This window comes from Pseudomonas fluorescens, assembly GCF_902497625.1.
GTDB classification, from domain to species: Bacteria; Pseudomonadota; Gammaproteobacteria; order Pseudomonadales; family Pseudomonadaceae; genus Aquipseudomonas; species Aquipseudomonas fluorescens_BQ.
Genome location: NZ_CABVGX010000020.1, coordinates 78,890 through 103,442, shown reverse-complemented (window position 1 = coordinate 103,442; position 24,553 = coordinate 78,890). Strand labels below are relative to the sequence as shown.

At 59.2% G+C, this 24,553-nt stretch carries 20 protein-coding genes and 4 tRNA genes; 18 read left to right on the top strand and 6 right to left on the bottom strand.

Translation table 11 applies throughout. The annotated features are described in order from the left end of the window. The 12 genes from F8N12_RS14295 to F8N12_RS14240 all read left to right on the top strand — a co-directional run. Nucleotides 1-1,159 (top strand): NAD(P)H-hydrate dehydratase (locus F8N12_RS14295; RefSeq protein WP_150581000.1); only part of this gene is annotated, 1,159 nt, incomplete at its 5' end. After that, a complete protein-coding gene (gene tsaE, locus F8N12_RS14290) occupies nt 1,147-1,617 on the top strand; it encodes a tRNA (adenosine(37)-N6)-threonylcarbamoyltransferase complex ATPase subunit type 1 TsaE (RefSeq protein WP_150580999.1) in 471 nt (156 codons plus the stop codon). The genes F8N12_RS14295 and tsaE, both read left to right, overlap by 13 nt. Next, entirely contained in the window at nt 1,618-3,045 is a 1,428-nt protein-coding gene (locus F8N12_RS14285) for an N-acetylmuramoyl-L-alanine amidase (RefSeq protein ID WP_150580998.1), read from the top strand. After that, complete coding sequence (gene mutL / locus F8N12_RS14280) at nt 3,042-4,952, top strand: DNA mismatch repair endonuclease MutL (protein WP_150580997.1); 1,911 nt, start codon at nt 3,042-3,044, stop codon at nt 4,950-4,952. Before F8N12_RS14285 ends, mutL begins: the two co-directional genes overlap by 4 nt. Beyond that, nucleotides 4,952-5,923, top strand: a complete 972-nt coding sequence (miaA, locus tag F8N12_RS14275) for a tRNA (adenosine(37)-N6)-dimethylallyltransferase MiaA (protein ID WP_150580996.1) — start codon at nt 4,952-4,954, stop codon at nt 5,921-5,923. Before mutL ends, miaA begins: the two co-directional genes overlap by 1 nt. A gap of 94 nt (nt 5,924-6,017) precedes the next feature. Then, complete coding sequence (gene hfq, locus F8N12_RS14270; RefSeq protein WP_007902656.1) at nt 6,018-6,278, top strand: RNA chaperone Hfq; 261 nt, start codon at nt 6,018-6,020, stop codon at nt 6,276-6,278. 12 nt (nt 6,279-6,290) lie between these two features. Then, nucleotides 6,291-7,592 carry a ribosome rescue GTPase HflX gene (gene hflX / locus F8N12_RS14265; RefSeq protein WP_150580995.1) on the top strand — a complete coding sequence of 434 codons (1,302 nt, stop codon included), beginning with the start codon at nt 6,291-6,293 and terminating at the stop codon, nt 7,590-7,592. Between the two features lie 96 nt (nt 7,593-7,688). Beyond that, the gene (gene hflK, locus F8N12_RS14260) at nt 7,689-8,861 is read left to right on the top strand and encodes an FtsH protease activity modulator HflK (RefSeq protein WP_150580994.1); all 1,173 of its coding nucleotides are present in this window, start codon (nt 7,689-7,691) and stop codon (nt 8,859-8,861) included. Further along, nucleotides 8,861-9,730, top strand: a complete 870-nt coding sequence (hflC, locus tag F8N12_RS14255) for a protease modulator HflC (protein WP_028622006.1) — start codon at nt 8,861-8,863, stop codon at nt 9,728-9,730. The genes hflK and hflC overlap by 1 nt, the downstream gene beginning before the upstream one ends. A gap of 310 nt (nt 9,731-10,040) precedes the next feature. Further along, nucleotides 10,041-11,228: an ATP phosphoribosyltransferase regulatory subunit gene (locus F8N12_RS14250; RefSeq protein WP_150580993.1), complete on the top strand. Its 1,188-nt coding sequence runs from the start codon at nt 10,041-10,043 to the stop codon at nt 11,226-11,228. Nucleotides 11,229-11,283: 55 nt separating this feature from the next. Continuing rightward, on the top strand, nt 11,284-12,573 hold the full coding sequence (locus tag F8N12_RS14245; RefSeq protein WP_150580992.1) for an adenylosuccinate synthase: 1,290 nt from the start codon (nt 11,284-11,286) through the stop codon (nt 12,571-12,573). A 150-nt stretch (nt 12,574-12,723) separates the two neighbouring features. Further along, on the top strand, nt 12,724-14,658 hold the full coding sequence (locus tag F8N12_RS14240) for a methyl-accepting chemotaxis protein (protein WP_150580991.1): 1,935 nt from the start codon (nt 12,724-12,726) through the stop codon (nt 14,656-14,658). A gap of 78 nt (nt 14,659-14,736) precedes the next feature. Here the strand turns inward: F8N12_RS14240 and F8N12_RS14235 are convergent, their stop codons facing one another. The 6 genes from F8N12_RS14235 to F8N12_RS14210 all read right to left on the bottom strand — a co-directional run bounded on the left by F8N12_RS14235 (nt 14,737) and on the right by F8N12_RS14210 (nt 18,530). Further along, a complete protein-coding gene (locus F8N12_RS14235) occupies nt 14,737-16,302 on the bottom strand; it encodes an ABC transporter permease (protein ID WP_150580990.1) in 1,566 nt (521 codons plus the stop codon). Beyond that, on the bottom strand, nt 16,302-17,312 hold the full coding sequence (locus tag F8N12_RS14230) for an extracellular solute-binding protein (protein WP_150580989.1): 1,011 nt from the start codon (nt 17,310-17,312) through the stop codon (nt 16,302-16,304). The genes F8N12_RS14235 and F8N12_RS14230 overlap by 1 nt, the downstream gene beginning before the upstream one ends. Before the next feature lie 375 nt (nt 17,313-17,687). Then, nucleotides 17,688-17,774 (bottom strand) — tRNA-Leu (locus F8N12_RS14225). 165 nt (nt 17,775-17,939) lie between these two features. Beyond that, a tRNA-Leu gene (locus F8N12_RS14220) sits at nt 17,940-18,026 on the bottom strand. A gap of 165 nt (nt 18,027-18,191) precedes the next feature. Beyond that, nucleotides 18,192-18,278: transfer RNA gene (locus tag F8N12_RS14215), tRNA-Leu, on the bottom strand. Nucleotides 18,279-18,443: 165 nt separating this feature from the next. Then, nucleotides 18,444-18,530, bottom strand: a tRNA-Leu gene (locus F8N12_RS14210). Between the two features lie 224 nt (nt 18,531-18,754). On the opposite strand from F8N12_RS14210, the gene rnr reads away from it, so the two are divergent. From rnr to rplI, 6 genes are all read left to right on the top strand, one after another. Then, complete coding sequence (gene rnr / locus F8N12_RS14205; RefSeq protein ID WP_150580988.1) at nt 18,755-21,385, top strand: ribonuclease R; 2,631 nt, start codon at nt 18,755-18,757, stop codon at nt 21,383-21,385. After that, entirely contained in the window at nt 21,382-22,146 is a 765-nt protein-coding gene (gene rlmB / locus F8N12_RS14200; RefSeq protein ID WP_412072150.1) for a 23S rRNA (guanosine(2251)-2'-O)-methyltransferase RlmB, read from the top strand. The genes rnr and rlmB overlap by 4 nt, the downstream gene beginning before the upstream one ends. A gap of 314 nt (nt 22,147-22,460) precedes the next feature. Next, a complete protein-coding gene (gene rpsF / locus F8N12_RS14195; RefSeq protein WP_003217491.1) occupies nt 22,461-22,883 on the top strand; it encodes a 30S ribosomal protein S6 in 423 nt (140 codons plus the stop codon). A gap of 28 nt (nt 22,884-22,911) precedes the next feature. After that, the gene (gene rpsR / locus F8N12_RS14190; RefSeq protein WP_002551829.1) at nt 22,912-23,142 is read left to right on the top strand and encodes a 30S ribosomal protein S18; all 231 of its coding nucleotides are present in this window, start codon (nt 22,912-22,914) and stop codon (nt 23,140-23,142) included. A gap of 36 nt (nt 23,143-23,178) precedes the next feature. Continuing rightward, a complete protein-coding gene (locus tag F8N12_RS14185) occupies nt 23,179-24,072 on the top strand; it encodes a hypothetical protein (protein ID WP_150580986.1) in 894 nt (297 codons plus the stop codon). Nucleotides 24,073-24,091: 19 nt separating this feature from the next. Then, nucleotides 24,092-24,538, top strand: a complete 447-nt coding sequence (gene rplI, locus F8N12_RS14180; RefSeq protein ID WP_150580985.1) for a 50S ribosomal protein L9 — start codon at nt 24,092-24,094, stop codon at nt 24,536-24,538. Nucleotides 24,539-24,553 lie beyond the last annotated feature (15 nt).

Here is a 24,553-nt window from a genome sequence, read left to right as displayed (position 1 = left end):
GATATGGACCGCGCAGGCCGCATTGCGCGGCATTGTGCTGGACGCGTTACTTGGCACCGGTGTGAGTGGTGAGGTTCGCGAACCGTATGCCAGCGTGATCGCAGCAATCAATGCCAGCGGCTTGCCGGTGGCGGCGGTGGACATTCCCTCGGGCCTGTGCGCCGACACGGGGCGCCTGCTCGGTGCAGCGGTTCGGGCTGATTTGACCGTGACCTTCATCGGTTTGAAGGTTGGCCTGTTTACCGGTGATGCGGCTGATGTGGTAGGCGAACTGGTCTTCAATGATCTGCAAGCAGCACCGGAACTGCTGAACGGGATCGACATCAGTGCCCGGCGCCTCAACCCCATTAATTTGCCTCGTCTGCCGGCACGCGCTTCAACTGCTCACAAGGGGCAGTTCGGTCACGTATTGCTGATTGGCGGTGATCGTGGCTTCGGCGGCGCCATCATGCTGAGCGCACAAAGCGCCTTGCGCAGTGGCGCAGGCATGATTTCTGTCGCCACTCGCAGCGAGCATGTGCCCGCCGCGCTGGCCAGAGTTCCAGAAGCCATGGTGCTCGGCACTTCCTCGGCCAATCAGTTGATGGGCTTGCTCGACAAAGTATCGGTTTTAGTCGTCGGCCCGGGTCTGGGCCAGGCGGCCTGGGGGCGCAGTCTGCTGTCGGCCGCGGCCAACTCGCCGCTGCCGCAGGTCTGGGATGCCGATGCGTTGAATCTGTTGTCAGAGCACTGCGTGAATCTGCCCGGGGATTGCGTGATCACCCCGCATCCGGGTGAAGCGGCGCGGTTGCTGGGGATATCGACGGCCGAGGTGCAGGCCGACCGTCCAGCTGCCGCTCATGCGTTGAGCAAAAAACTTACAGCGGTGGTGGTCCTGAAAGGCGCCGGTAGCCTGATTGCCAGTCCCGACGGGCGTCTGGCAGTCTGTCACCAGGGGCATCCCGCGATGGCCACCGCCGGCCTGGGCGATGTTCTCGCCGGGCTGATCGGCGCGCTGCGAGCCCAGGGCCTGGCGGCATTCGAGGCCGCGTGTCTAGGCGTCTGGCTGCATGCCAATGCCGGCGCGCAGGAAGGTAAATCGGGCCGTGGGCTGGCGGCCAGTGATTTGATTCCAGCCATTCGTCAGTTGTTGGAGGAGCAAGCACCGTGTCTGAAGTAACCCTGTACCTGGCTGATGAAGAAGCGATGACCGCGTTTGGCGCACGCATCGCAAAAACCACCGAGGGGCATGGTCTGATTTTTCTGGAAGGGGATCTGGGTGCGGGCAAAACCACGTTGTCCCGGGGAATCATTCGGGGGTTGGGGCATGCGGGGGCGGTAAAAAGTCCGACGTTCACGCTGGTCGAACCCTACGAGATCGGCGACATCCGCGCCTTCCATTTCGACCTTTATCGGCTGGTCGATCCTGAAGAACTCGAGTACCTCGGTATCCGCGACTACTTCGAAGATGACGCTCTATGCTTGATCGAATGGCCCCAGAAGGGTGCAGGCTTTTTGCCAAAGCCCGACCTGACCATTACCATTAGCCCGCAAGACAGCGGTCGCTCGCTGAAAATGTTGTCCCAAGGCTCGCGTGGCGAGTCCTGGTGTGCCGCTTTGGCATTGGAATCCAATTAAATGATGGGGTCAGGTATGCGCTTTCGCGCGATGGTAGCTGCCGTAGGTTTGTTGTTTTTGGCGGTGACCGTCGATGCTGTAGCCGAGTCAAAGGTCAACAGTGTTCGCCTGTGGCGGGCGCCGGATAACACACGACTGGTGTTTGACCTGACGGGGCCGGTGCAGCACAGCGTCTTCACCCTGACATCCCCGGATCGACTGGTCATCGACATCAATGGCGCCAGCCTCGGCGCGCCGCTGAACGTCAATGCCTCGAACACGCCGATTACCGCCATGCGCTCGGCTCAACGCACGCCGACTGACCTGCGGGTGGTCATCGACCTGAAAAAAGCCGTGACGCCAAAAAGCTTCAGCCTGGCGCCGAATGCTCAGTACGGCAATCGTCTGGTGGTCGACCTGTTCGATAACGCGGCCGATGCTGCGCCAATCCCGGTGCCGACCAATGTCGCGAAAGTCGCCCCGGTGCCGGTCACACCGATCGATCCGCCGGTCAAACTGCCGCCCGCGCCGGCCGGCAAGCGCGACATTGTTGTCGTTATCGATGCCGGCCACGGCGGTGAAGACCCCGGCGCGTCGGGCTCGCGCGGTCAGCGCGAAAAAGATGTGGTGCTGGCCATCGCTCGCGAACTGCAGCGCCAGGTCAACGGCATGAAAGGCTTCCGCGCCGAACTGACCCGCACCGGTGACTACTTCATTCCTTTGCGTGGACGCACGGAAATCGCCCGTAAGAAGGGCGCCGACCTGTTCGTTTCGATTCACGCCGATGCGGCGCCTTCCAAGGCCGCCTTTGGCGCATCAGTGTTCGCCTTGTCTGATCGCGGCGCCACCTCGGAAACTGCCCGCTGGCTCGCCGACAGCGAAAACCGTTCCGACCTGATCGGCGGAGCAGGCAACGTCAGTCTTGACGACAAGGACCGCATGCTCGCGGGCGTGTTGCTCGACCTGTCGATGACCGCTTCCCTGACCTCCAGCCTCAACGTCGGGCAGAAAGTCCTGACCAACATCGGCCGGGTCACGCCGCTGCACAAGCAACGAGTGGAACAAGCGGGCTTCATGGTCCTCAAGTCTCCGGACATTCCGTCGATCCTGGTCGAAACCGGGTTCATCTCCAATGCCAACGAAGCGTCGAAACTGGCGGCCGCGAGCCATCAGCAAGCGCTGGCCCGCTCCATCAGCAGCGGCGTGCGCCAGTTTTTCCAGCAGAATCCACCACCGGGCACCTACATTTCCTGGCTGCGTGATTCCGGCGGCATCGCCCAAGGCCCACGCGACCACCGGGTGAATCCGGGCGAAACGCTGGCGATGATTGCCGTGCGCTATCAGGTCTCCCCAGCGTCACTGCGCAGCGCCAATAATCTGAAAAGCGACGACTTGAAGGCTGGTCAGCACCTGACCATTCCCGGCACCGAGCTGGCGGCCAAGGAATGAATCAGGTGGTAATCAACGGCGCTCGCATCGAGTTGCTCAGCCCGCGACTGGCGAACCAGATTGCGGCGGGCGAAGTGGTTGAGCGTCCGGCGTCGGTGATCAAGGAACTGCTGGAAAACAGCCTCGATTCGGGCGCCAGGCGTATCGACGTCGATGTCGAGCAGGGTGGCGTGAAGCTGCTGCGGGTGCGCGATGATGGCAGCGGCATTTCCGCCGATGATCTACCACTGGCCCTGGCCCGTCACGCCACCAGCAAGATTCGCAATCTGGAAGACCTCGAACAGGTCATGAGCCTGGGTTTTCGCGGTGAGGCGCTGGCGTCGATCAGCTCCGTGGCTCGTTTGACCTTGACCTCACGAACCCGTGAAGCGGAACAGGCCTGGCAGGTAGAAACCGAAGGCCGCGACATGGCGCCGCGCGTGCAGCCTGCCGCGCACCCGGTCGGCACCTCGGTGGAAGTGCGTGACCTGTTCTTCAATACCCCGGCGCGACGCAAGTTTCTCAAAACCGAAAAAACTGAATTCGATCACCTGCAAGAAGTGATCAAGCGGCTGGCGCTGGCGCGCTTCGATGTGGCGTTTCACTTGCGCCACAACGGCAAGACCATCCTCAGTCTGCACGAAGCTCATGACGACGCGGCCCGCGCCCGGCGCGTCGCGGCGATTTGCGGTTCGGGTTTTCTCGAGCAGGCATTGCCGATCGAGATCGAACGCAATGGCCTGCATTTGTGGGGCTGGGTCGGTTTGCCGACGTTCAATCGCAGCCAGGCCGACCTGCAATATTTCTTCGTGAATGGCCGTGCGGTGCGCGACAAGCTGGTCGCCCATGCGGTACGTCAAGCGTATCGCGATGTGCTGTTCAATGGTCGCCATCCGACGTTCGTGCTGTTTTTTGAAGTCGATCCGGCCGGTGTCGACGTCAACGTGCACCCGACCAAACACGAAGTGCGCTTCCGTGACGGGCGCATGGTTCACGATTTTCTTTACGGGACATTGCACCGCGCCTTGGGCGATGTGCGCCCGGACGATCATCTGGCCGCGCCGATCGCGACGGCCATCGTTCGCCCAACCGGCGCTGAGGCGGGTGAATTCGGTCCGCAGGGCGAGATGCGCCTGGCTGCCAATGCGCTGCTTGAGCAGCCTCAGGCCCAGCCGTCGTTCAGCGCTGCAGCGGGCTCTGGTGCTGGGGCTGGTTACCAATATCAGTACAGGCCACAGGCGCAATCCGGTGTTCCCGTCGCGGAAGCACAAGCGGCTTACCGGGAGTTTTTCGCTCCGCTGCCAGAGGCCAACGCCGTCGCGTTGCCGGCCGGGCAGGACGATATTCCGCCGCTGGGCTATGCGCTGGCGCAGCTCAAGGGCATTTATATTTTGTCTGAGAATGCTCAGGGCCTGGTACTGGTAGATATGCACGCCGCCCACGAGCGGATCATGTACGAGCGCTTGAAAGTTGCCATGGCCAGCGAAGGCTTGAGCGGGCAGCCGCTGCTGGTCCCGGAATCCCTCGCCGTCAGTCAGCGCGAAGCCGACTGCGCCGAAGAAAACATCGCCTGGTTTCAACGTCTGGGCTTTGAGTTGCAACGCCTCGGCCCGGAGACGCTGGCGATCCGGCAAATCCCCGCACTGCTCAAACAGGCCGAAGCCAATCGGCTGGTCAGCGACGTGCTGGCGGATTTGATGGAGTACGGCACCAGCGACCGCATCCAGGCTCATCTGAACGAGCTGCTCGGCACCATGGCCTGTCACGGCGCAATTCGAGCGAATCGACGACTGGCCCTGCCGGAAATGAACGGCCTGCTGCGCGACATGGAAAATACCGAGCGCAGCGGTCAATGCAACCACGGCCGACCGACCTGGACCCAACTGGGCCTGGACGATCTGGACAAACTGTTCCTGCGCGGTCGTTGATGAACCGTCTCCCTCCTGCGATTTTCCTGATGGGCCCGACCGCAGCGGGCAAGACCGATCTGGCCATCGAATTGACGAAAGTCCTGCCATGCGAATTGATCAGTGTCGACTCGGCGCTAGTGTATCGCGGCATGGACATCGGCACCGCCAAGCCGTCGAAAGAACTTCTGGCCGAATTTCCGCATCGCCTGATCGACATTCTCGATCCGGCAGAGAGTTATTCGGCGGCCGATTTTCGCCGAGATGCGCTTGAAGCGATGGCCGAGGTCACCGCGCGCGGCAAGATTCCGCTGCTGGTGGGCGGCACAATGCTTTATTACAAAGCGTTGCTCGAGGGTCTGGCGGACATGCCCGCCGCCGATGCCCAAGTGCGCGCACAGATTGAAGAAGAAGCCGCGAGCCTTGGCTGGCAGGTCCTGCATGAGCAGTTGGCGGCGATCGACCCGGTCTCGGCGGCACGAATTCATCCAAACGATCCACAACGTCTCAGTCGGGCCCTGGAAGTTTATCGCGTGAGCGGTCAGAGCATGACCGAGCTGCGGCTCAGACAAAGTGCGCAAAGTACTGAAGCAGCCGCTTCGGGACTGCAACAATTGCCCTATACTGTCGCGAACCTGGCCATTGCTCCGGCAGATCGTCAGGTATTGCACTCGCGAATTAAACAAAGATTCACTTTAATGTTGGAACAGGGATTCATTGACGAGGTCGTAGCCCTGCGTGAGCGAAGTGACCTGCACTCAGGGTTGCCGTCTATACGTGCGGTAGGCTATCGACAAGTCTGGGACTACCTGGATGGCAAGCTGACGCAAGCCGAGATGCAGGAGCGTGGAATCATTGCCACGCGCCAATTGGCGAAGCGCCAGTTCACCTGGCTGCGCAGTTGGGCTGACTTGCATTGGCTGGACAGCCTGGATTGCGACAATCTGCCGCGCGCCTTGAAATACCTGGGGACCATCTCCATATTGAGCTGAGTCCTTGCAATTGCCGTCTATCCTTGGGGGTGTGACGGCCACAAGCCATCTGTTTACCTATTTTTTATATTGAATCCTTAAAGGAGTGCGGCACATGTCAAAAGGGCATTCGCTACAAGACCCTTACTTGAATACTTTACGTAAAGAGAAAGTGGGGGTTTCCATCTACCTGGTCAACGGGATCAAACTGCAAGGTACGATCGAGTCCTTCGACCAGTTCGTTATCCTGCTGAAAAACACCGTCAGCCAGATGGTCTACAAACACGCTATCTCTACAGTGGTGCCGGTTCGTCCAATTCGTCTGCCTAGCGCAACCGAATCCGAAGCAGGTGACGCTGAGCCAGGTAACGCCTGATAGGAGTCTCCTTTGTTCTTTGAGCGCCACGGTGGTGGTGAACGAGTAATCCTCGTTCACTTGGATGGACAGGACCCTGAGGCGCGCGAAGATCCGCAGGAGTTTCAGGAATTGGCTAATTCGGCCGGCGCCGAGACCGTTGCGTTTGTTAACGTGCCGCGTCATCGGCCAACCGCCAAATTTCTGGTCGGCAGCGGCAAGGTCGAGGAACTGCGCGATCTGGTGCATGCCGAAAAAGCGGACCTGGTGATCTTCAATCACGTGCTCACGCCCAGTCAGGAACGTAACCTCGAACGTGTCTTCGAGTGTCGCGTGATCGACCGTACCGGTTTGATTCTCGATATTTTTGCCCAGCGCGCCCGTACTCATGAAGGCAAGCTCCAGGTCGAACTGGCCCAGCTTGACCACATGAGCACTCGCCTGGTTCGTGGCTGGACCCACCTTGAGCGTCAGGGTGGCGGTATCGGCATGCGCGGCCCGGGTGAAACCCAGCTCGAAACCGACCGTCGTCTGCTGCGGGTTCGCCTGCGCCAGATCAAGGGCCGCCTGGAAAAAGTGCGCAGCCAGCGCGAACAGTCGCGACGTGGCCGTACGCGTGCGGATATTCCTACCGTGTCGCTGGTGGGGTATACCAACGCCGGTAAATCAACGCTTTTCAACAACGTGACGAAATCCGACGTGTATGCGGCGGACCAGTTGTTTGCCACGCTGGACCCGACCTTGCGCCGTCTCGAACTGGATGACCTGGGGCCGATTGTCCTGGCTGACACCGTGGGTTTCATTCGGCACTTGCCGCACAAGCTGGTTGAGGCATTTCGATCTACTCTCGAAGAGTCGAGCAACTCCGACCTGCTGCTGCACGTGATCGATGCAGCCGAACCGGATCGCATGTTGCAGATCGAGCAGGTGATGGTGGTGCTGGGCGAGATTGGTGCTCAGGACTTGCCGATCCTCGAGGTCTATAACAAACTCGATTTGCTTGAAGGCGTTGAGCCACAAATCCAGCGCGACGAAAATGGCAAGCCCCAAAGGGTCTGGCTGTCGGCGCGTGATGGCAGCGGTCTGGAATTGCTTGAACAAGCCATTGCCGAGTTGCTGGGCAGTGAGATGTTCATTGGTACCTTGCGCTTGCCGCAACGTTTTGCTCGACTGCGTGCGCAGTTTTTCGAGTTGGGTGCGGTACAGAAAGAAGAACACGACGAAGAAGGCATCAGCCTGCTGGCCGTTCGTTTGCCACGCATCGAGTTGAATCGACTGGTGAGCCGCGAGGGATTGCAGCCGATGGAATTCATCGAGCAACACACTTTGCAATAAAAGCCTGAGAAAGCGGTTGTGCCGTGGTGACAGGCATTCTGTAGCATTGGTCGGCGCGCCGTGGGTGCGTCTTTGCTTTATCAGATGGAGAGCGCTATGGCTTGGAATGAGCCGGGTGGCAACTCGAATAATCAGGATCCTTGGGGTGGCAAGCGCCGCAATAACGGCGACCGCAAGGGACCACCGGATCTCGACGAGGCCTTCCGAAAGCTGCAGGAAAGCCTGAACGGGTTGTTCGGTGGTGGTAAGAAACGTGGTGACGATGGCGGCGGTTCGGGCAGGAGTGGCGGCTTCGGCGGCATTCTGGGCATCGTGCTCGTCGTGCTGGCGGCCGTTTGGCTGTACAGCGCGGTCTACGTCGTCGACGAGCAGGAGCAAGCCGTAGTGCTGCGCTTCGGCAAGTATTACGAAACGGTTGGCCCGGGTCTGAATATCTATTTCCCGCCGATTGATCGCAAGTACATGGAGAACGTCACGCGTGAGCGGGCTTATACCAAGCAAGGTCAAATGCTGACTGAAGACGAGAACATCGTCGAAGTGCCGCTGACCGTGCAGTACAAGATCAGCAACCTGCAGGACTTCGTGCTGAGCGTCGATCAGCCGGAAATCAGCCTGCAACACGCGACAGAAAGTGCGTTGCGCCACGTGGTGGGTTCCACCGCGATGGATCAGGTGCTGACCGAAGGTCGTGAGTTGATGGCCAGCGAGATCAAGGAGCGGCTGCAACGCTTCATGGATACCTATCGCACCGGTATCACCGTCACTCAGGTCAACGTACAGAGCGCAGCGGCACCGCGTGAAGTGCAGGAAGCTTTCGATGACGTGATCCGCGCCCGGGAAGACGAGCAGCGTTCGCGTAACCAGGCGGAAACCTATGCCAATGGCGTTGTGCCGGAAGCCCGTGGTCAGGCCCAGCGCATCCTTGAGGATGCCAATGGTTATCGCGACGAAACCGTCTCGCGTGCCAAGGGTGAAGCCGATCGCTTTACCAAACTGGTCAGCGAGTATCGCAAGGCCCCTGAAGTCACCCGCGAGCGTCTGTATCTGGACACCATGCAGGAAGTCTTCAGCAACACCAGCAAGGTTCTCGTGACCGGCAACAAGAATGGCCAGAGCAATCTGCTGTACTTGCCGCTGGACAAGATGGTCGAAAGTGGTCGCAACACCAGTGCTCCCGTGAGCGGTGCGGCAGCCACCAGCAATGAAGCGAATGCACGTGCCGCAGCTGATCTGCAACAACAGCCGGCACGTACCAGGGAGAGTCGCTGATGAGCAATAAATCGCTGATCACTCTAATTGTTGTCGTCGTTCTGGCGATCGCAGCCTGGAACTGCTTCTACATCGTGGCTCAGACCGAGCGTGCGGTACTGCTGCAATTTGGTCGTGTGGTTCAGGCCGATGTTCAGCCGGGTCTGCATGTGAAAGTGCCTTACGTTAACCAGGTGCGCAAATTCGACGCACGCCTGATGACGCTGGATGCACCGACGCAACGCTTCCTGACGCTGGAAAAGAAAGCGGTCATGGTTGATGCCTACGCCAAATGGCGCGTGAAGGACGCAGAGCGTTACTACACCGCGACATCCGGCCTCAAGCAGATCGCTGATGAACGCTTGTCGCGTCGTCTCGAATCGGGTCTGCGTGACCAGTTTGGTAAGCGCACGCTGCACGAAGTGGTATCCGGTGAACGTGATGCACTGATGACCGATATCACGGCTTCGCTGAACAAGATGGCGGAAAAAGAGCTGGGCATCGAAGTGGTTGATGTTCGGGTCAAGGCCATCGATTTGCCGAAGGAAGTGAACCGTAGCGTGTTCGAGCGCATGAGCTCCGAGCGTGAGCGTGAAGCTCGTGAACACCGCGCCAAGGGTAACGAGCTGGCAGAAGGCATTCGTGCTGACGCCGATCGTCAACGCCGTGTGCTGCTGGCTGAAGCCTATCGTGAATCTGAAGAGGTTCGCGGTGACGGTGATGCCCAGGCTGCTGCGATCTACTCCAAGGCCTACGGTCAGGATCAGGAGTTCTATGGTTTCTACCGTAGCCTGCGTGCCTACCGTGAAAGCTTCGCGAACAAATCCGACGTCATGGTCCTGGACCCAAGCAGCGACTTCTTCCGTTACCTGGAAAAAGCCAAACCTTGATAACTCGGTGACCTGAATCATTCCCGCCTGGCGGCTAAAACCTCGGGCGGGGTGATCCTTTGGAAAAACGAGTGTATGATGCGGCAGCCGGGAAATTCCCGGCTTTTTTGCGTCTGCACGTTTGATTGCTGTTCAGCAGGCGACTGAGTCGAATGACTCGACATGTTTTTCGAGGAAAGTGGTTGGCGAGGCCGATTCAGGCTTTTCGCCACGTTGTTCATGCGCGTGGTTTGCGCATGGACCGATCATTTTCTGCTTCACTCAAGGCTCGCCCAAGGGCTTGCTGCCCGGATTATAGGGGAATGGCGTAATGGCAACGGTAGACCGCTGGCTGCTGCCAGATGGCATCGAAGAAGTACTGCCACCGGAAGCGGCGCGCATTGAAGTAGCGCGCCGTCAGGTGTTGGATCTGTTCCAGAGCTGGGGTTACGAGTTTGTCGTGACTCCCCATATCGAGTACCTCGAATCCCTGCTGACCGGCGCGGGCTCCGATCTCGATTTGCGTACCTTCAAGGTTATCGACCCGCAATCCGGCCGGCAGATGGGCTTTCGTGCAGACATCACCCCGCAGGTTGCTCGCATCGATGCGCATACCCTGCGTCGTGAAGGCCCGAGCCGTCTGTGCTACGCCGGCAGTGTGCTGCACGCTCAGCCGCGTGCCTTGTCGTCCTCGCGCAGCCCGATTCAACTGGGCGCCGAGTTGTATGGCGACGCGAGCCCCAGCAGCGACGTGGAAGTCATCAGCCTGATGCTGGCGATGCTGCAGCTGGCCGATGTGCCGGATGTGCACATGGATCTCGGGCATGTCGGCATCTATCGCGGCCTCGCCCGCGCTGCCGGCTTGTCCGGTGAAGTCGAGCAGCAGCTGTTCGACGCCTTGCAACGCAAGGCCATCGACGAGGTGATTACCCTTACAGAAGGCTTGCCTGCCGATTTGTCGACCATGCTGCGGGGCCTGGTCGATTTGTGTGGTGGCCGTGAAGTGCTGGCCGCAGCGCGGGATCGCCTGGCGAATGCGCCGGTGCCGGTATTGGCGGCGCTGGATGATCTGCTGGCGATTGCCGAGCGTTTGTCCGTGCGTTTCCCGCAGTTGCCGCTGTACTTCGATCTGGGCGAGCTGCGTGGCTATCACTACCACACCGGTGTGGTATTTGCCGTGTTCGTCCCAGGTGTTGGCCAGTCCATTGCCCAGGGCGGTCGTTACGACGACATCGGCGCTGACTTTGGTCGTGCCCGCCCGGCGACCGGTTTCTCTACCGATTTGAAAACCCTGGTGACCCTGGGGCGTGCTGATATCGAGTTACCGTCTGGCGGTATCTGGATGCCCGACAGTACGGATGCAGCACTCTGGCAGCAGGTTTGCCAGTTGCGCAGTGAGGGTCAGCGTGTTGTTCAGGCGTTGCCCGGGCAGCCATTGGCCGCCGCCCGTGAAGCGGACTGCGACCGGCAATTGATTCAGCAGAACGGGCTGTGGCAAGTATCGCCACTGGCTTCTTGAGTTTCCCTGCCGGCCCGTGGCCGGCACCAAGTTTGCGCGAATGAGGACAAGTGTTATGGGTAAGAATGTCGTAGTCCTGGGCACCCAATGGGGTGATGAGGGCAAAGGCAAGATCGTTGATCTGCTGACCGAACATGCTGCCGCCGTAGTGCGCTACCAAGGTGGCCACAACGCCGGTCACACGCTGGTGATCGACGGCGAAAAAACCGTCCTGCACCTGATCCCTTCGGGCGTGCTGCGCGAAGGCGTGCAGTGCCTGATCGGTAACGGCGTAGTGGTTGCGCCCGACGCCCTGCTGCGGGAAATCATCAAGCTGGAAGAAAAGGGCGTACCGGTGCGCGAGCGCCTGCGCATCAGCCCGTCCTGCCCGCTGATCCTGTCCTTCCACGTGGCGCTGGACCAGGCTCGTGAAAAGGCCCGTGGCGAACTGAAGATCGGTACCACCGGTCGCGGCATCGGCCCGGCCTACGAAGACAAGGTTGCGCGCCGTGGCCTGCGTGTGGGCGACCTGCTCAACATGCCTCGCTTTGAAGACAAGCTGCGTGAGCTGGTGGACTACCACAACTTCATGTTGGTGGGTTATTACAAAGAGCCAGCCATCGAATTCGACAAGACTCTGGCCGAATGCAAAGAATATGCTGAGCTGCTCAAGCCGCTGATGCTGGACGTGACGGCCGAGCTGCACGACCTGCGTCGCGCAGGCAAAGACATCATGTTCGAAGGCGCCCAGGGTTCGTTGCTGGACATCGACCACGGCACCTACCCGTACGTGACCAGCTCCAACACCACTGCTGGCGGCGTTGCTACCGGTTCAGGTGTTGGCCCGATGTTCCTGGACTACATCCTGGGCATCACCAAGGCTTACACCACGCGTGTAGGTTCGGGTCCATTCCCGACTGAACTGTTCGACGAAGTCGGTGCGCACCTGGCCAAACAAGGTCACGAGTTCGGCGCGACGACCGGCCGTGCCCGTCGCTGTGGCTGGTTCGACGCGGTCATCCTGCGTCGCGCTATCGATGTAAACAGCATCTCGGGCATCTGCCTGACCAAGCTGGACGTGCTCGACGGCCTGGAAACCATCAACATCTGCGTCGGTTACAAGGATGCGCAAGGGAATGTCGTTGCCCCGACTGACGCCGACAGCTATGTGGGTCTGCAACCTGTGTACGAAGAAGTGCCGGGCTGGACCGAGTCGACCGTGGGTGCGAAAACCCTGGAAGAGCTGCCAGCCAACGCACGTGCCTACATCAAGCGAGTCGAAGAGCTGATCGGTGCGCCGATTGACATTATTTCGACGGGCCCGGACCGCAACGAAACCATCGTTCTGCGTCATCCGTTCGCTTAATAAGCTATTGATGTAAAACACAAAGGGCCCTTGATTGGGCCCTTTGTGGTATCTGCCCTCGGGACGGCATGACCTTTGCTGTGATGTTGAATAAAAGCATCGCTACCAGCGTGCCATCAATTTAATGGCGCCAAAGCCGAGGGATTCCACGTGTCAGCCGTTCTCTCATTGTTACAAAGCCGTTTGTTGCGGCCCGTGTTCGTTACGCTTGGTATCGCTCTTTTGGTGCAGGTGTTGGTGGCGGTCGCTCTGACCCGGAGCACGGTTACCGCGCTCGAGGCTGATTTGGCTGTGCGCCTCGGCGCCGACAGTCAAAAGCTCTCTGGAGAGCTAGAGCAGGCGGGGCGCGAAGTGACCTCGAGCCTGGATACGCTCTCGACCAATACCCGGCAGCGGTTGACCGTCGGGTTGTCCGCGCGCTTGAAGGACGAGCAGACGCAGTTGCGTGCAACGCTGGAAAAAAGCCTGAAGGATTCCGCCAATGATATGGCGCAGTTGCTGGCCTCGGTCGCGCCCCGCGCCATGTGGGACAGCGATGTACCCACCCTGTCCGAATTCGCCCGCCGGGCGCAGCGCAATCCCAACGTGTTGTTCGTAGTCTATGACGACGCTACCGGCCAGCATTTGACCCGTTACCTGAACCGGGAGAACCCGATCAACAAGGCGCTTCTGGAGAAGGGCCAAGGCGAACGAGCGTTGGACAAGGTCCTCGATGCGGCGAAAAACGATCCCTCGGTTTATTACCTCGAAGCGTCGATCAATCCTAACGGCGTGGAAATCGGCAAGGTGCTGATGGGCGTTTCAACCGCCTCCGTGGACGCCGATCTGGCGGCTCTGGACAAGCGTTTCTCGGCGTTGATCGCCAGCAGCGATCAGCTGGTCGGCGATAGCCTCAAAGGGGCTGCCGCTGACAGCGCCACTGCAATGCGTGCGCGCCTGACCTCGGCGCAGGCCACTGCCTCGGAAATGCAGGCGAATACCAACGACACCGTTCAGGAAGCGGCAATGACCTTGCGCTGGCGCATCGGCATGGGCCTGGCGCTGGTCGGCCTGGGCGTGCTGCTGTTGCTGGCCATCGTGCTCGGCCGTCGCGTAGTCAATCGCCTGAAAATGCTGATCGCGGCGATGGATGATCTGGCTGCCGGCGAAGGCGACCTGACCAAGCGTGTACAGATCAACAGCAAGGATGAAATCGGCGACATGGCCTCGGCGGTCAATCGCTTTGTGGATAAGTTGCAGCCGATCGTGCGCGAGGCGGGCGATGTGGCTCAGCGTACCGGCGTTGAAATCGGTGCCATGACTTTGCGCAACGCCGGTGCCGACGCTGCTGCCGGCATGCAGCGCGACGAGGTGGCGGAAAGTCTGCGCGCCCTGTCGCAGATGGCAGACGAGGCGCAGTCCGAAAGTCACGCCATGCAGGCGGCCTTACAGCAGGTTGTCGACATTCGCTCGGCCACTGATGAAAACACCCGGACGTCGGCGAAGGTCGGTAGCCTGATCGAAGCGTTGGCCGGGCAGGTCGATACCGGCGCGCAAGTGATCGAGCGACTGGCGCAGCAGAGTGAACAGATTGAAGTGGTGTTGACGGTGATTCACGGCATCGCCGAGCAGACCAACCTGCTGGCCCTGAACGCCGCCATCGAAGCTGCACGCGCCGGCGAGACGGGTCGTGGATTTGCTGTGGTGGCGGATGAAGTGCGGGCGTTGGCAAGCAAGACGCAAAGCTCCACCGGTGACATCCAGGCGCACATTGTCGCCTTGCAACAAGGCGCACGTGAGGCGGTGGCGGCGATTGGTCAGGCCGGGCGTCAGGCGAATGAAGGATTGCTGGTCTTGCGTGACAGTGCTCGACTGCAGCAATCGGTGCAGGCGTCGGTCGAGCAGGTGCATGCTGCGATTGGTCTGGCCACGCAGGCAGCGGCGCATCAGGCGCAGGGTGCTCATGCTGTGCGCAGTCGGGTCGAAACCATTCATGCGCAGGCCGAGAAAGCAGCGCAAGCGGTGGTGGAAACCACGGCTAGCGGCAAGGTGCTGGACGGATTGGCGGCGCAGCTGAAGGCGAGTCTGGGGCAGTTCAGGGCTTAAGATCAAAAGATCGCAGCCTGCGGTAGCTCCTACGCATATTTCGTGTAGGAGCTGCCGCAGGCTGCGATCTTTGCTTCATCAGCGGCTCAGATACATCCGCGTCGTCAGCAGATAAACCGGCAATCCCGACACCAGAATCAACAACGCCGCATAAGGCGCCGCTGCGGCAAACTCAACATTCGCGGTATGCGCCCACACCTCTGTCGCCAGTGTATTCAGCCCGGTCGGACTCAGCAGCAGCGTCGCCGTCAGCTCCTTCATCGCATCCAGAAACACCAGCGCAAACGCCGCCCCCAGCGCCGGAAAAATAATCGGCAACGTCACTCGACAAAACGCAGTGAAAGACGAGGCGCCCAGCGTTCGAGCCGCTTCTTCAAGCTGCGGCGCTGCCTTGTTCAGTGCTGTGCGAATCGGCGCCTGAGCCAGCGGCAAAAACAACAGCGCATAGGCGATCAGCAACAAAGCCGAGGTCTGGTACAGCACTGGAACGTAGTGCAGGGCGAAATACACCAGCGTCAGCGCAATGACCAGCCCAGGCAGCGCATGCAGCAAGTATGGCAAGCGCTCGGCCCAGATCGCCAGTTGTCCCTTGTAGCGCACCACCAGTAACCCAACCGGGACAGCGAGCACCAGACACAGCGCCGCGCCACCCAGCGACAGCGCCAGAGACGACAGCAGCGCTTCGCTGATCGTCGCCACCGGGAACGCTGCGGAGGAGCCCACCGCCAGCCAGTACGCCAGCATCCCCAAGGGAACGCCGCTGCCGATGATTGCCAGCAACAGGCAATAAAACTGTCCGGCGGCTGTCCATGGCCCGAGCTGCACCTGCGCCGCACGCCGTGCCGCGCCTTGACCGGTGCGCACATGCCGACCTTTGCCTCTAACTCGCAGCTCACACCACAGCAGCATCAGGCACAGCGCGAGCAGCACCGCCGAGAGCATCGCCGCATTGGCGTTGCTGAATTCCAGTTCGAACTGCTGATAAATTGCCGTCGTGAACGTCTGCAGGCCAATGATCGACAGCGCACCGAATTCCACCAGCATGTGCAGCTCAATCAGGAGTGCGCCTGCCAGCAGTGACGGCCAGAGGAGCGGCAAGGTGACGCGGAAGAACACGCCCCAACGATTCTGTCCCAGGGTGCGTGCCGATTCTTCCAGCGAGGGATCAAGATTGCGCAGAGTCGCCGCGACCGGCAGAAAGATCAACGGGTACTTGGACAGGGTCATCACCAGAATCGCCCCGCCCAGGCCCTCGAAGTTCGCGCTCAGGGATACCCATGTAAAACTGCTGACAAAGGCTGGCACCGCAAACGGCAAGCAAAGAATCACGCCCCAGACGCGCCGGCCCGGTAAGTTACTGCGCTCCAGCAACCAGGCCAGCGACAGGCCGATCACGCCACAGGCGACCGTCACGCCGACCATCAGCGCGAGGGTGTTGCGCAATAAACCGAATACATACGGTCGCCATAGTAAATGCACGGCTTCGGCCCAGCCTGCTTGCCAGGTTTTCAAGCCAACGTAAGCGAGCGGCAACAGGCTCAGAACAACCAGAAGCAAAACCGGCATCAGCAGCCAGATCGAAGGCCGCTTGCGCCGCGGCACGTATCGCCCACGCGAAGCGGGGGCGGATAACGACGCGCTCATCAGTTCAGGCCAACGTCACGTTCCAGGTCGAGGGCTTCTTCGGCATTGCCGAGGTCCGCCGGTGTGACTTTCGGCGCTTCGAGTTCACTGAACGGCTTGAGTCCACGATCCGATTCCATGCCTTTGTGCAGCGGGTATTCGGCAGTGGTCTGAGTGATCACCCGTTGACCTTCTTCGCTGGCCATGTAGGCGAGCAATTGCTGTGCTTCTTTGGGATGCTTGCTGGATTTCAACACGGCCGCGCTGGAGACAGTGATCATTCCGCCAACGTCACCGCCGGTGAAGTAATGCAGTTTCGAATCGAGCTGGCCCTTTTCACGTTGCAGCGCAAACCAGTAGTAGTTGTTCACCAGCACGGTCGCCACTTCACCGTTCTCCACGGCTTTCAGGGCGACCATGTTGTTGCTGTAGGTTTTGCCGAACGCGCGCAGGCCGGTCAGCCATTCTTCGGCTGCGTCCCTGCCGTGCACTTTGATGATTGCCACGGCCTGTTCCTGAAATGCGCCGCTGGTAGGCACGAAGCCGACCTTGCCTTGCCATTTCGGATCGGAGAATTCCATCACCGATTTCGGCAGGTCTTTCTCGTCGATCAGCTTGGGGTTGTAGGCGACTACACGAACCCGGGCAGTGATGCCGATCCAGGTGCCGTCTGCGGCGACATAGTCCTTGGGCAGCACGGCCAGGGTGGCCGCGTCGGCAGGCGCGAGCACGCCCTGTTGACCGAGTTTGTTCAGCGGAGGCGATTCTTCGGTATAGATCACGTCGGCAGGGGAGCGCTCGCCCTCTTCGACAACCTGGCTGGCCAGCTGGTTGCTGCTGCCCTTGCGCACGTTGACGTGGATGCCGGTCTTGGCTTCGAAAGCCTTGGCAACTGCGTCGCCGACTTCTTTGTGTTGACCGTTGTAGAGCGTCAGGGAAACCGGATCAGCCGCATGGGCGAGGGAGGTGGCAATGGCCAGGCCGAACAGGGTAATGGTCAGGCCGCGGCGCAGGGTATTTCGAAACATCATTCGCTGGGTTCCTCGCTATCGCATTGTAAAACTTTGAAACAATGATAAACGATATTGTTTCTCAAGTGCGCCTGGCGCTGCTTCGGACCATTCGCACGGGCCACGTAGCAGCTGGCGGAGCCTGCGTTCGGCTGCGAAGCAGTCGCGAAATCCGGCGACGCGGTGTGCCAGCAAGGACTTGCCTTCAGGGATTGCGACTGCTTCGCAGCCGAACGCAGGCTCCGCCAGCTGCTACAAAGCCGAACGCAGGCTCCGCCAGCTGCTACAAGTAGTGAGCGTGCAGGGAGTTCCCGAACTTTTTCTGGGAGCCAGAAACGCAAAAACCCGCTTTCGCGGGTTCCTGTGAAACTCAAGATCGAGACCTTGGGTTTGAATTGGTGCCCAGAAGAAGACTCGAACTTCCACGACCTTGCGGTCACCAGCACCTGAAGCTGGCGTGTCTACCAATTTCACCATCTGGGCATGATCTTCAGCGTTGCCGCTGTTGATGTGGCGCACTATACGGAGCACTTTTTAATCTGTAAACCCCTGATTTGGTTTTAATAAATCAGCACTCCGGAAAGCAAAAAACCCGCTTTCGCGGGTTTTTGTGTGAGTCTTGAAATTGATCTAATCTCAAGCTCGAATTGGTGCCCAGAAGAAGACTCGAACTTCCACGACCTTGCGGTCACCAGCACCTGAAGCTGGCGTGTCTACCAATTTCACCATCTGGGCATGATCTTCAGCGTTGCCGCTGTTGATGTGGCGCACTATACGGAGCACTTTTTAATCTGTAAACCCCTGATTTGGTTTTAATAAATCAGCACTCCGGAAAGCAAAAAACCCGCTTTCGCGGGTTTTTGTGTGAGTCTTGAAATTGATCTAATCTCAAGCTCGAATTGGTGCCCAGAAGAAGACTCGAACTTCCACGACCTTGCGGTCACCAGCACCTGAAGCTGGCGTGTCTACCAATTTCACCATCTGGGCATGATCTTCAGCGTTGCCGCTGTTGATGTGGCGCACTATACGGAGCACTTTTTAATCTGTAAACCCCTGATTTGGTTTTAATAAATCAGCACTCCGGAAAGCAAAAAACCCGCTTTCGCGGGTTTTTGTGTGAGTCTTGAAATTGATCTAATCTCAAGCTCGAATTGGTGCCCAGAAGAAGACTCGAACTTCCACGACCTTGCGGTCACCAGCACCTGAAGCTGGCGTGTCTACCAATTTCACCATCTGGGCAGTATCAACAGCGTCTCCGTCGTTGATGGCGCGCACTATACGGAGCGTGTTTTTAACTGTAAACCCCTGGCACTCAAAAAATCTTGAAAATTTTACCAGCGGTCTCTAAATCAGCTTTGCGATGTCGATAAGGGCCTTTAGACGGGCCCTTGCAGCCTGAAATTTCCCGTTTCATTACGCCTATGCCAAACTAACCCGTATATAGACAAGGTGAAAACTCTCTAATGGCCGATTGGCAGTCCCTCGATCCCGAGGCCGCTCGTGAAGCGGAAAAATATGAAAACCCTATTCCTAGCCGCGAATTGATCCTTCAGCATCTTGCTGATCGGGGTTCGCCTGCTAACCGCGAGCAACTGGTCGAAGAATTCGGTCTGACCACTGAAGACCAGATCGAAGCCTTGCGCCGCCGCCTGCGCGCCATGGAGCGCGACGCTCAACTCATCTACACCCGTCGTGGTACGTATGCGCCGGTGGACAAGCTCGACCTGATCCTCGGCCGCATCAGCGGTCACCGGGACGGTTTCGGCTTTCTGGTGCCGGATGACGGCAGTGACGATCTGTTCATGAGCCCGGCGCAGATGCGTCTGGTGTTCGATGGCGACCGCGCCCTGGCGCGCGTTTCCGGTCTGGACCGTCGCGGTCGCCGTGAAGGCATGATCGTCGAAGTGGTTTCCCGTGCTCACGAAACCATCGTCGGTCGCTATTTCGAAGAAGGCGGTATCGGCTTCGTGGTGGCGGACAATCCGAAGATCCAGCAGGAGGTGCTGGTCACGCCGGGCCGCAACGCCAATGCGAAGATTGGTCAGTTCGTCGAAGTGAAGATCACTCACTGGCCGACTCCGCGCTTCCAGCCGCAAGGTGACGTGGTTGAAGTCGTGGGCAACTACATGGCGCCGGGCATGGAAATCGACGTCGCTCTTCGCGCGTACGATATCCCGCACGTCTGGCCTGAAGCGGTGTTGAAAGAAGCTGCCAAGCTCAAGCCTGAAGTCGAAGAGAAAGACAAAGAGAAGCGCATCGACCTGCGCCATCTGCCGTTCGTCACCATCGATGGTGAAGACGCGCGCGACTTCGATGATGCCGTTTACTGTGAAGCCAGACCGGGCAAGCTGCGCCTGTTCTCCGGCGGCTGGAAGCTGTACGTAGCGATTGCCGACGTCTCCAGCTACGTGAAAATCGGCTCGGCCCTGGATAACGAATCCCAGGTTCGCGGCAACTCGGTTTACTTCCCCGAGCGCGTGATCCCGATGCTGCCGGAACAACTGTCCAACGGTTTGTGCTCGCTGAATCCGCACGTCGATCGCCTGGCCATGGTCTGTGAGATGACCATCTCGAAAACCGGCGAGATGACCGACTACTGCTTCTACGAAGCGGTCATCCATTCCCATGCGCGCCTGACCTACAACAAGGTCAGCGCAATGCTGGAGACGCCGAAACTCACCGAAGCGCGTCAGCTTCGCGGCGAGTACAACGACGTTCTGCCGCACCTCAAACAGCTTTATGCACTTTACAAAGTGTTGCTGGGCGCACGTCACGTGCGTGGCGCGATCGATTTCGAAACCCAGGAAACCCGGATCATCTTCGGCACCGAGCGCAAGATCGCCGAAATCCGTCCGACTGTTCGTAACGATGCGCACAAACTGATTGAGGAATGCATGCTGGCGGCCAACGTGGCCACTGCTGAATTCCTGAAGAAGCACGAAATCCCTGCGTTGTATCGCGTTCACAACGGTCCGCCGCCGGAGCGCCTGGAAAAACTGCGCGCTTTCCTTGGTGAACTCGGCCTGTCACTGCACAAAGGCAAGGACGGTCCTTCGCCGAAGGACTACCAGGCACTGCTGGCCAGCATCAAGGATCGTCCGGATTTCCATCTGATCCAGACCGTCATGCTGCGCTCGTTGAGTCAGGCAGTGTACAGCGCTGATAACCAGGGCCATTTCGGCCTGAATTACGAAGCCTATACCCACTTCACTTCGCCGATCCGTCGCTATCCGGACTTGCTCACGCACCGAGCGATCCGCAGCGTGATCCATTCGAAACAGGATACGCCGCACGTTCGCCGTGCCGGTGCGATGACCATTCCGAAGGCGCGTATCTATCCGTACGACGAAGCGGCGCTGGAGCAACTCGGCGAGCAATGCTCGATGAGCGAGCGTCGTGCTGACGAAGCGACCCGTGACGTGGTGAACTGGCTCAAGTGCGAGTTCATGAAAGATCGCGTGGGCGAGTCATTCCCGGGTGTGATCACTGCGGTGACCGGTTTTGGCCTGTTCGTCGAGTTGACCGACATTTACGTCGAGGGTCTGGTGCACGTCACTGCGCTGCCGGGTGATTACTACCACTTCGACCCAGTGCATCACCGCCTTGCCGGTGAACGTACCGGTCGTAGCTTCCGCCTTGGCGACACCGTTGAAGTGCGCGTGATGCGCGTTGACCTCGACGAGCGCAAGATCGACTTCGAGATGGCGGAAAAAACCATCAGTGCGCCGATTGGCCGTAAGAAGCGCGGCACTGAAAAAACCGAGCCTGCCGGCAAATCCGCCAGCAAGACTGCAGCAGAACCGGCCCCGGCAAAAACCGGTCGTCGGCCAGCAAAGGAAAAGGCGGTAGAGGCCTATCGCCCGAGCGATGCGGCAGCCAAAAACGCCGAGCTGCGCAAGAGCCGCGAATTGAAACAGGCTTTATTGTCTGAAGCGAAAAGCGGTGGTAAAGCGGCGTCTGAGGGAAAGACCGGACGGTCGGCGCCTGACAAGGCTTCCGGCAGCAAGCCAGGCAAACACCGTAAAGGCCCGCCAAAAGCGGGTTCGGCTCCAGCCAAAAGCGGCGGGGCGCGTAAACCTAAGGCCAAATCATGAGTCTGGAAAAAATCTACGGCGTGCATGCGGTAGAAGCGTTGCTGCGTCACCACCCGAAACGCGTCAAGCAGATCTGGCTGGCCGAAGGGCGCAGTGATCCGCGCGTTCAGACATTGATCGAGCTGGCAAGCCAGAACCGTGTAGCCGTCGGCAATGCCGAACGTCGTGAGCTGGACGCTTGGGTTGAGGGCGTGCACCAGGGCGTGGTCGCGGACGTGAGTCCGAGCCAGGTCTGGGGTGAGGCGATGCTCGACGAGCTGCTTGATCGCACCGAAGGCGCACCGCTGCTGCTGGTGCTCGACGGCGTGACCGACCCGCACAATCTGGGCGCTTGCCTGCGCTCGGCCGATGCCGCCGGTGCGTTGGCGGTGATCGTGCCCAAGGACAAGTCAGCCACGCTGACCCCGACGGTACGGAAAGTCGCCTGCGGCGCTGCAGAAGTGATTCCGTTGGTTGCGGTTACCAACCTGGCGCGCACCCTGGAAAAGCTCAAGCAGCGCGGTTTGTGGGTTGTCGGTACCGCAGGCGAGGCCGAGCAGAGCCTCTATCAGCAAGACATGACCGGCCCGACCATCCTGATCATGGGGGCGGAAGGCAGTGGCATGCGCCGTTTGACTCGCGATCTTTGCGACTATCTGGTGCATCTGCCGATGACGGGCAGCGTCAGCAGTCTCAACGTTTCCGTGGCCACCGGCGTGTGCCTGTTCGAAGCCCAGCGCCAGCGCAGCGTCAAAGCTGCCGGAACCGGCAAAAAGTCTTGAGTCGGTTGTAATTTTTGTGGGAGCGAGCCTGCTCGCGATAGCGGTGTAACATTCAGCATGAATATTGAATGTTATGCCCCCATCGCGAGCAGGCTCGCTCCCACAGTGGTTTGTGTCAGGGCAAATAATGCGCTGTGAATCAACTGTTCAAATAATCACCAATTGCCTTGCGCCTCTCCCGCCCCTTCTCTACAATTGCGCCCCTTGCTCTGACGGCAGGCACGCATGTGTCTATCGCAAGCAAGTCCATTAGTGTCATTCACTCCTTGTCTGACCGCTATTGAGCGGCAGGCTACAACCCGTAAGGAGCATTCATGCGTCATTACGAAATCATCTTTTTGGTCCACCCGGATCAAAGCGAGCAAGTCGGCGGCATGGTTGAGCGTTACACCAAGCTGATCGAAGAAGACGGGGGCAAAATCCACCGTCTGGAAGATTGGGGCCGTCGTCAACTGGCCTACGCAATCAACAATGTTCACAAGGCTCACTACGTGATGCTGAACGTTGAATGCACTGGCAAGGCCCTGGCCGAGCTGGAAGACAACTTCCGCTACAACGATGCAGTGATCCGTAACCTGGTCATCCGTCGCGAAGAAGCCGTCACCGGCCAATCCGAGATGCTCAAGGCTGAAGAAAACCGCAGTGAGCGCCGTGAGCGTCGCGACCGTCCTGAGCACGAAGGCGCCGAAAGCGCTGATAGTGATGACAGCGACAACAGCGATAACGCTGACGAGTAATCCACGGACCTTTTGAGGAGCCTATTACATGGCACGTTTCTTCCGTCGTCGTAAATTCTGCCGCTTCACCGCTGAAGACGTGAAGGAGATCGATTACAAAGATCTCAACACTCTGAAAGCTTATGTATCCGAGACCGGCAAAATCGTTCCAAGCCGCATCACCGGTACCAAAGCTCGTTATCAGCGTCAGCTGGCCACCGCTATCAAGCGCGCCCGCTTCCTGGCCCTGCTGGCCTACACCGACAGCCACGGCCGCTGAGACCGGGCAGTCGACACGTAGCAAAGGATTGAATGCATGCGAGCCATAGCTGAGTTCATCATGCGCGGCCGCATGCAGGCCACTCTCGTAGTGGCTGGATGCGCGGCATTGCCGTTGTTGTATTGGTTGGGTGCTGCTGCGGGATGCTTCGTGCTCCTGCGGCGCGGATTGAAGGACGCATCAAGCGTTCTTGCTCTGGGATTGCTGCCGGCCTTGGTCTGGTGGCTTTACGCCGACGACCCACGCTCACTTCTGGTGATGCTGGGGTCTTGGAGCCTTGCGTTGGTTTTGCGCGCAAGTGAGTCCTGGAACCGCGTGCTGCTGGTCAGCATAGCGATGGGAGTGGTGTATTCGGTGGTGCTGGGGACGGTTTTTGCTCCCCAAATCGAGATGCTTGCGCAGGCTTTGATAAAAGCCATGCCGTCGCTACTCGGTGATGTCTACCAGAAGTTGTCGGTAGATGAGCAAGCGCATTTTGCGTCCCTGATTGCACCAGTCCTGACCGGCCTGATTGCGGCCTTGTTGCAAATCGTCAGTGTGCTGAGCCTGATTGTCGGGCGCTACTGGCAGGCGTTGTTGTACAACCCGGGCGGTTTTGGTCGCGAATTTCGCGCCATCCGCTTCCCGCTCCTACCAGCGATGTTGCTGCTGGCGTGCATGCTTCTGGGGCCGAACATCGGTCCTCAGATGGCCATGTTGACGCCGTTGTGCAGCGTACCGCTGGTGATCGCCGGGCTGGCCCTGATTCATGGGCTGGTGGCGCAGAAGCGATTGGCCAGGTTCTGGCTGGTGGGGTTGTACGTCACGCTGTTGCTGTTCATGCAGCTGATCTATCCGTTGCTGGTGGTCTTGGCCATCGTCGACAGCCTGATTGATTTTCGCGGTCGTTCGGCACCGAAAGATGCCGATAGCGCGAACGGTGAAGGTTAAAAGTTAAGAGGATTTTCACATGCAACTGATCCTTCTGGAAAAAGTCACCAACCTGGGCAACCTGGGTGACAAAGTAAACGTTAAGGCCGGTTACGGTCGTAACTACCTGCTGCCTTATGGCAAAGCTACCGCTGCGACCGCTGCCAACCTGGCTGCGTTCGAAGAGCGTCGCGCTGAGCTGGAAAAAGCCGCAGCAGATCGCAAGACCTCGGCTGAAAGCCGTGCCGCCCAACTGGCTGAGCTGGAAGTGACTATCACTGCCACCGCTGGCGACGAAGGCAAGCTGTTCGGTTCGATCGGTACTCACGACATCGCTGATGCACTGACCGCCTCCGGCGTCGAAGTGCAGAAGAGTGAAGTTCGTCTGCCGAACGGCACCATCCGCAACGTAGGCGAATTCGACGTAGCCGTGCACCTGCACGCCGAAGTTGAAGCCACCGTACGCGTTGTCGTGGTAGCAGCTTAAGCAGTACTTGTCGGC